This window comes from Bacillus sp. JJ722, from assembly GCF_036963345.1.
In the GTDB taxonomy this organism is placed as follows: domain Bacteria; phylum Bacillota; class Bacilli; order Bacillales; family DSM-1321; genus Bacillus_AD.
The window spans coordinates 1-7382 of sequence record NZ_JBALMO010000177.1 but is presented as its reverse complement, the minus strand read 5'-3'; the positions used below and the strand labels follow the sequence as shown (position 1 = coordinate 7382).

Genomic DNA, 7382 nt, shown 5'->3' with positions numbered 1-7382 from the left:
TGGCCGATGAAGCTAGACACATCTAATCGCTTGTCAGCTCTTCGTGTTTCCTTTATCTCAGTCGATGAGCTCCAGTCCATACGGAGAAAAACGGACGCTTCCGTTTTTCTTATGCTGCTAATTTTTGTGCTTCATATTTTTTGAACATTTGATAATACAAGAAACAGCTAGCTATAGAGCATCCAAAGATGAGTAGAAAAGTCGTTGTATTACCAAACCATTCTGTCATTGGGATGGCTATAGGAGCAATCATTCGACCAATTGTATATCGCAAACTTGAAGCTGCGAAATATTGTCCTCGCATGTTTTCGGGCGCGATTTTGGAAATAAAGCCGTTTTGAATGCCGACAGTCATTAGTTCAGCGAATGAGAAGACGGCCATGCTCAGAATAAGACCCCATATCCAATGTGTACTTGCTGCAATAAGCATGGATATGCCGTAAATGAAAGAAGAGACAATGAATACATTACGTTCATAAAAATTATTCATCCACTTAGAAATGAAAAGCGTAAATAATACAACAAATAAACCATTCTCAGACACTAATATACCGAATGCTTCTTCACCAGAAACGGTAATTGTATAATCACCAATTGAGAGTAATGTTTGGTTATGTACCACTTCTTTCGTATAAATAGGATAGAGAAGATCTAATTGTAAAAATGTCATACTAATAAAAATACCTGCCAATATAAAAAGTGAAAAAGTACGATCTGTAATGATAACACGGTAGTCTTTCAATTGATTTATAAAAAATTGAAATCCACCTGTCGAAGCCGAGCTTGACTTCTTGTTTAATGCTTTCGGTAATGTTTCAACGGTCTTTTTCCAGAGTAATGAGCTTAAGAACAAATTTGTTATGCCTGCTAGTAAAAGAAGTTCAAACCGATGATCTTTATAAAATATACTGCCTAAAATAGGACCGATGACAACTGCTAAATTAATCGAAGTATAGAACATTGCAAAAACGTTATTACGATCTTTTTCACTTACAACATCGGCAACCATTGCTTGGCTTGCTGGATAATAAAATGAACTAAAAACACTAACAACTGTAAAGCATATAAATCCTATTGCTGCAGAATTTAACCAAGGGGAGGAAGCTAAGGCAAAAACTAAATAAGCAATACCTTGTCCAGCACTCGCAATGACCATCATTCGCTTTCTACCGAAGCGATCCGCACAATATCCACCCATTAAATTAGCAATAACAGCAAATAATTGAGAGAAGACGAGTAACAAACCAGCTGTTGTTTTTCCAAATTCTTCTGAAAAGTAGATTGCAAGAAAGGGGAAGAACATCCAAAATGTAATATTAACGATTGCTTCTCCACCTAATCGAATTTTTAAATTCGTGTTCCAATCTTTGAATCGCATTGGTTGTTCCTCCTGAAGAAAATACTTAATGTCATAATCATACAACTATTATAACAATTTTAACAAACATAGCTGATTCTTAAAGCAATTTCGTAGTAACATATATATAATATTCTTTTAGTTTACTTTGTACCCCTAGGGGTATATAATTGATGTTAATGACATAATAAGCGAGGAGTATGACTATGACAAAGAAAATCGTAATTGTTGGAGGAGTAGCTGGTGGTGCAACAGCAGCAGCAAGGTTGCGCCGTTTAGATGAAAAAGCAGAAATTGTTTTATTTGAAAGAGGCGAACATATTTCATTTGCGAATTGTGGTTTGCCATATTACATCGGCGAAGTGATTACAAAGCGCCAAGCATTGCTTGTTCAAACTGTAGAAGGTATGTCGAAGAAGTTTGTATTAGACATTCGTAATTTATCGGAAGTGACAGCTATTAATCGTGATCGTAAAACGGTATCTATTACAAATCTAGCAAACGGAGAGTCGTATGAAGAATCATACGATGTATTGATTCTATCACCAGGTGCAAGAGCAATTGTACCGCCAATAGAAGGAATACGTGAGGCAAAAAACATTTTCACATTAAGAAACATTCCTGATACAGATGATATTAAGGCAGCTGTTGATTCGCATCAACCAAATAAAGCCGTTGTCATTGGTGGTGGGTTTATTGGACTTGAGATGGCGGAAAACTTAGCTCATCGCGGTATCGAGGTAACGGTTGTGGAAATGGCTAATCAAGTAATGGCTCCTTTAGACTATGAAATGGCTAGTATTGTTCATAAGCATTTAAAAGAAAAAGGTGTTGAATTAATACTTGAAGATGGAGTAAGAGCATTTGCTGAGGAAGGGAAGAAGATTATTTTAGCAAGTGGTAAAGAACTAGAAAGTGATGTAACGATTCTATCTATTGGAGTAAGACCGGAAAATGAATTAGCCGCAAATGCAGGTTTAAACGTAGGTGAGCGCGGTGGTATCGTTGTAAATGAATACTTGCAAACAAATGATGAAAGTATTTATGCAATTGGTGATGCGATTCAAGTAAAAGATTATTTATTAAAGCATGATACAATGGTTCCGTTAGCTTGGCCAGCTAATCGTCAAGGAAGAATTGTAGCGGATAATATCTATGGAAAGAATATTCCTTATAAAGGTACACTTGGAACGGCTATTGCTAAAGTTTTCGATTTAACTGTAGCTGTTGCAGGGCATAACGAGAAAACATTAAAACGTTTGGGTGTAGTTTTTGAAGCAGTACATATTCATCCAGCGTCTCATGCGGGATATTATCCAGGTGCGAGTCCCATTTCATTAAAGTTAACGTTTAATAAAGAAGACGGAACGATTTATGGTGTGCAGGGTGTAGGGAAAGACGGTGTAGACAAACGAATTGATGTTGTTGCAACTGCCATTAAAGGTGGGCTAACAGTACATGATCTTCCTGAATTAGAGTTGGCATATGCACCGCCATATTCTTCTGCAAAAGATCCAGTCAATATGTTAGGATATGTAGCTTCTCACGTTGTTGATGGAGACGTGAAAGTTGCACATTATCATCAAATTGATGAACTTGTAAATAATGGAGCATTATTAGTAGATGTACGTGATCCACATGAAAGAGATAATGGTTATATTCCAAATTCGATTAATATTCCATTAGGTCAATTGCGTGATCGTATGGAAGAATTACCGAAAGACCAAACTATTTATGTATCTTGTCAGGTTGGTTTACGCGGATATTTAGCTTGTCGTATTCTTGCTCAAAATGGTTTTGATGTAGTGAATGTAAGTGGAGGATATAAAACATACGCAGCGGTTTTTGGAAAATAAATCGAAAAGAAGCAGTGCATAAATAGATGCGCTGCTTCTTTTTATTTCGTGGAATTTTGCAATATTTCCCGGACAATATTACTTAAGGTTCAGCAAGTGCCGACAGATTTTTTCAAATGACGAGATAATCGTTCATATGCATTTTCTACACGATCTTCTGTAGGTGGTTCAGTATCTTCTAGAGGATATTTTAAAGCAAGTGCTTCCCATTTATATACGCCAAGTTTATGGTAAGGTAACACTTCAACTTTCTCTACATTGTGTAAAGTGCCAATAAATTCTCCCAATTTATCTAAATACTCATCAAAATCTGTAATGCCAGGTACTAAAACATGGCGAATCCAAACTGGAATGTTCTTATTAGATAAATATTGAGCAAATTTAAGAATATGATCATTGTATTTCCCAGTTAGTCGTTTATGTTGGTTACGATCAATATGTTTTAAATCGACTAAAATAAGATCTGTATACTGCAGCAATTCATCAAATTGACTTAGGAATTCAGGTCTTTCAGAGAAGCATCCACCTGAAGAATCTATTGTCGTATGAATTCCTTTCGCTTTACAAGCTTTGAACAGTTCTGTTACAAATGGCATTTGTAACAATGGTTCACCACCACTAACAGTAATACCTCCACCTGAAGCTTCCATAAATGGTCGATAACTTTCAAGATCTTGTACAATTTCATCAACTGTCATGATTTTGCCTGTATTAAGCTCCCATGTATCAGCATTATGACAATATTGGCAGCGAAGCAGACACCCTTGTGTAAATACGATATATCTAATTCCTGGTCCATCAACTGTACCGCATGTTTCAATGGAATGAATATTTCCTTGCATTTTAAAATTCCCCTCCTAGCTCCTATATGAAGGGAGCTCTACTAAAATAAAAGACCAAAATGAATAACATTTAATAAATAGAGTGTCATTCGAATTTGGTCTTTGTATAGCTCCAGCGCCTAAAGCTAGTTTTTCATTTCGAAATGACTTTTATACAGTTGTCTGTATAAGGCGCTTCCGCATTTCTATATTGTATAGCTCCAGCGTCCAGCTCCTAGTGGACTTCATCAATCTCCCTACGATAAGTCAACATCGAATCGACTACCGTCTCTTCGTGTTTCCTATATCTCAGTCGATGGGCTCCAGTCCATACGGAGCTAAGCAGAGCGCTTCCGCATTTCTATGTCTAGCTACAAGTGGTCAGCGGCTAGTGGACTTCACACTCTGTTCTACGATAAGTCAACTAAGAAATGCTGAAACGCGACAAGCATAAGACAGCTCTCAGTAGGAAATCCGGTTTTGATTTCCGGAAGAGAGATGGCTTATGACCTCGAGGGGCTGGCCGTTGAAGCTGGACACATCGAATCACTACGTTCTTCGTGTTTCCTTTATCTCGTGCCAGAGCGCTCCAGTCCATACGCCGCTAAACGACCACTTTCCGCTTTTCTGTCTTGTCTAGCTTTAGCGCCCAGCTCCTAGTGTACTTCGCCAATCTCCCTACGATAAGTCAACATCGAATCGACTACCGTCTCTTCGTGTTTCCTATATCTCAGTCGATGGGCTCCAGTCCATACGGAGCTAAACGGGGCGCTTCCGCTTTTCTTTTTACATACTTCCGTGGAACGTACGGTTGATTACATCGATTTGTTGTTCGCGAGTTAATTTTATGAAGTTAACTGCGTATCCAGATACACGAATTGTTAATTGTGGATACTCTTCTGGATGTTCCATAGCGTCTAATAATGTGTCACGGTTAAATACGTTAATATTTAAATGGTGACCTTGTTTTGATGAGTATCCGTCAAGGATTGCAGCTAAGTTAGCTTCTTGACTTGCTTCATCTTTACCAAGTGCTTTTGGTACCATTGAGAATGTATTAGAAATACCATCTAATGCATGTTGGTATGGAAGTTTAGCTACAGATGCTAATGAAGCTAAAGCGCCTTTTGTATCTCTTCCATGCATTGGATTTGCACCAGGTGCGAATGGCTCACCAGCACGACGACCATCAGGAGTGTTACCAGTTTTCTTACCATAAACAACGTTTGATGTGATAGTTAAGATTGACATAGTTGTTAAAGAATCACGATAAGTTGCATGTTTGCGCAGTTTATTCATGAATGTTTCAACTAAATCAACTGCGATTTGGTCTACACGATCATCGTTATTACCGTATTTAGGGAAGTCATCAGTAGTTTCGAAATCTACAGCTACGCCGTTTTCGTCACGGATTACTTTAACTTGACCGTATTTAATAGCGCTTAATGAGTCAGCTACAACACTTAGTCCAGCGATACCAGTTGCCATTGTACGTAGGATCTTAGTATCGTGTAATGCCATTTCAATTCTTTCATAGCTGTATTTATCATGCATGTAGTGAATTACATTTAATGTATTGATATATAATTCAGCAATCCAATCCATCATTGTATCAAAACGAGCCATTACTTCTTCGTAATCTAAGATGTCAGAAGTGATTGGTGCGAAACGTGGAGCAACTTGAATTTTTAGTTTTTCGTCGATTCCGCCGTTGATTGCATATAATAATGTTTTTGCTAAGTTAGCACGAGCACCGAAGAACTGCATTTGCTTACCTACACGCATCGCAGATACACAGCAAGCAATTGCGTAGTCATCGCCGTATTCTAAGCGCATGATATCATCGTTTTCGTACTGAATCGCACTTGTTTCGATAGACATTTTTGCACAGAAATTTTTAAATCCTTGTGGAAGCTTAGTAGACCAAAGTACAGTTAAGTTTGGCTCTGGAGCTGGTCCAAGGTTTGATAATGTGTGCAAGAAACGGAATGAGTTTTTAGTTACTAAAGGTGTACCATCTAATGACACACCACCGATTGATTCAGTAACCCAAGTTGGATCTCCACTGAATAAATCATTGTAATCAGGTGTACGAGCGAATTTTACAAGACGTAATTTCATTACGAAATGGTCAACTAATTCTTGAGCTTCAATTTCAGTTATTGTACCATTTTGTAAATCTCTTTCAATATAGATATCTAAGAAAGTAGAAGTACGACCTAAACTCATTGCAGCACCATTTTGCTCTTTAATAGCAGCTAGATATCCAAAGTATAACCATTGGAATGCTTCACGAGCGTTAGCAGCTGGAGCCGAAATATCAAATCCATGAGCAGTAGCCATTTGTTTTAATTCATTTAATGAACGAATTTGTTCAGAAAGCTCTTCACGTAGACGAATTGTTTCTTCAGACATTACTGGAGGCGTGTTTTTAAGATCTCTTTTCTTTTCTTCAATTAAGAAGTCTACTCCGTATAGAGCTACACGACGATAGTCACCGATAATACGTCCACGCCCATAAGCATCTGGAAGACCAGTTATGATACCAGCTTTACGAGCTAATTTCATTTCATCAGTATAAGCATCGAAAACACCTTGGTTATGTGTTTTACGATATTTAGTAAAGATTTCTGTGATTTCATCATCTACATGAAAACCGTAAGATTCTGCAGCTTGCTCAGCCATACGGATTCCACCGAATGGTTGTAATGAACGCTTGAATGGTGCGTCAGTTTGGAAGCCTACAACTGTTTCTAACTCTTTATTTAAGTATCCAGGACCGTGAGAAGTAATAGTAGAAACTATTTTAGAATCTAAATCTAAAATTCCACCAGCCTCACGTTCTTGTTTGTTTAAATCCATAACTTGAGCCCAAAGCTTTGAGGTAGCTTCTGTTGGACCTGCTAAGAATGAGTCATCTTGATCATAAACTTTAATGTTGTTAATAATGAAATCACGTACGTTAATTTCATTGCTCCACTTACCTGTTTGAAAGCCTTTCCATTGTTCCATGTTTTTTTACCGCCTTTCATTTGTTTGTGAATGAAACAGAATGTCTTATCTCTATATAACAGATTATACAACCAGAATAGTACAGGATAAAAGAGACTATAACCCAAAAAGAATGAACAATTTGTGAAAAAATGAGCAAAATAAGATAAATATGTGATTAATTACGTTAAAATGCTTATATAACAATGTTTATATAGTGTTAATGTTAATAACTTTAACTAATTATAAGTGAAATATTTATTAGAAAAATAGTTAGATTTTTTCAACAAAAACACATTCTGTATTATTCTTATTTTATAAACTGTACTATAAAACAGACCTTTTTACTGTTGTGTT

4 protein-coding genes are annotated in these 7382 nt (G+C 37.0%); 1 reads left to right on the top strand and 3 read right to left on the bottom strand.

Annotation, left to right across the window (positions count from 1 at the left end):
• Positions 1 to 109: 109 nt before the first annotated feature.
• On the bottom strand, positions 110 to 1378 hold the full coding sequence (locus V7014_RS19590; protein WP_335509476.1) for an MDR family MFS transporter: 1269 nt from the start codon (positions 1376 to 1378) through the stop codon (positions 110 to 112).
• A 185-nt stretch (positions 1379 to 1563) separates the two neighbouring features.
• Here V7014_RS19590 and V7014_RS19585 point away from each other — a divergent pair, with 185 nt between their 5' ends.
• Positions 1564 to 3213 (top strand): CoA-disulfide reductase, encoded by a 1650-nt coding sequence (locus tag V7014_RS19585; protein ID WP_335509474.1) that lies wholly within the window; start codon positions 1564 to 1566, stop codon positions 3211 to 3213.
• An 89-nt stretch (positions 3214 to 3302) separates the two neighbouring features.
• Here V7014_RS19585 and pflA read toward each other — a convergent pair whose 3' ends face one another.
• Positions 3303 to 4055 carry a pyruvate formate-lyase-activating protein gene (gene pflA / locus V7014_RS19580; protein WP_335509472.1) on the bottom strand — a complete coding sequence of 251 codons (753 nt, stop codon included), beginning with the start codon at positions 4053 to 4055 and terminating at the stop codon, positions 3303 to 3305.
• A 765-nt stretch (positions 4056 to 4820) separates the two neighbouring features.
• The gene (pflB, locus tag V7014_RS19575) at positions 4821 to 7046 is read right to left on the bottom strand and encodes a formate C-acetyltransferase (protein WP_335509471.1); all 2226 of its coding nucleotides are present in this window, start codon (positions 7044 to 7046) and stop codon (positions 4821 to 4823) included.
• Positions 7047 to 7382: the final 336 nt, after the last annotated feature.

What these genes read in the sequence shown, in the direction of transcription:
- V7014_RS19590 (WP_335509476.1), bottom strand. Translation starts at nt 1,378, where the DNA reads ATGCGATTCAAAGATTGGAACACGAATTTAAAAATTCGATTAGGTGGA.
- V7014_RS19585 (WP_335509474.1), top strand. Translation starts at nt 1,564, where the DNA reads ATGACAAAGAAAATCGTAATTGTTGGAGGAGTAGCTGGTGGTGCAACA.
- pflA (WP_335509472.1), bottom strand. Translation starts at nt 4,055, where the DNA reads ATGCAAGGAAATATTCATTCCATTGAAACATGCGGTACAGTTGATGGA.
- pflB (WP_335509471.1), bottom strand. Translation starts at nt 7,046, where the DNA reads ATGGAACAATGGAAAGGCTTTCAAACAGGTAAGTGGAGCAATGAAATT.